The following is a 445-nucleotide window of genomic DNA, read 5'->3' on the forward strand; positions in this document are numbered from 1 at the left end:
ACCTTCGGGGGGGCGCTCACCACTTTGTGGTTCATGACTGGGGTGAAGTCGTAACAAGGTAGCCCTAGGGGAACCTGGGGCTGGATCACCTCCTTACCTATACGACTAACTCGATGCTTTTGAGTGTTCACACAGATTTGCTTGATAAAAGAAAGAGTAAAAGATGGACCTAGTAAAATAGGTTTATCAAAGATGGGTCTGTAGCTCAGCTGGTTAGAGCGCACCCCTGATAAGGGTGAGGTCGGTGGTTCAAGTCCACTCTGACCCACCAAATCTTCGTTCTCCTTTGTTAAATTAACACTCGTTTAGTGAACTAAACGTCGCGTTAATTTGTCGCGGATAACTCGATTTGGCAAACCAATCCTTTTAGAGGTTTGGAACATCTTACTTACTCGCACTGCATGTAAATGGGGCTATAGCTCAGCTGGGAGAGCGCCTGCCTTGC

General features: G+C 47.2%; 1 tRNA gene and 1 rRNA gene. Both read left to right on the plus strand.

Going from position 1 to position 445, the window contains the following annotated elements:
- Nucleotides 1–96, plus strand: a 16S ribosomal RNA gene (locus KO531_RS22205); the annotation flags it as partial.
- A gap of 98 nt (nt 97–194) precedes the next feature.
- Nucleotides 195–271, plus strand: a tRNA-Ile gene (locus tag KO531_RS22210).
- Nucleotides 272–445 lie beyond the last annotated feature (174 nt).

The sequence above is a fragment of the Shewanella sp. NKUCC06_TVS genome (assembly GCF_019345515.1).
Lineage (GTDB): Bacteria > Pseudomonadota > Gammaproteobacteria > Enterobacterales > Shewanellaceae > Shewanella > Shewanella oncorhynchi.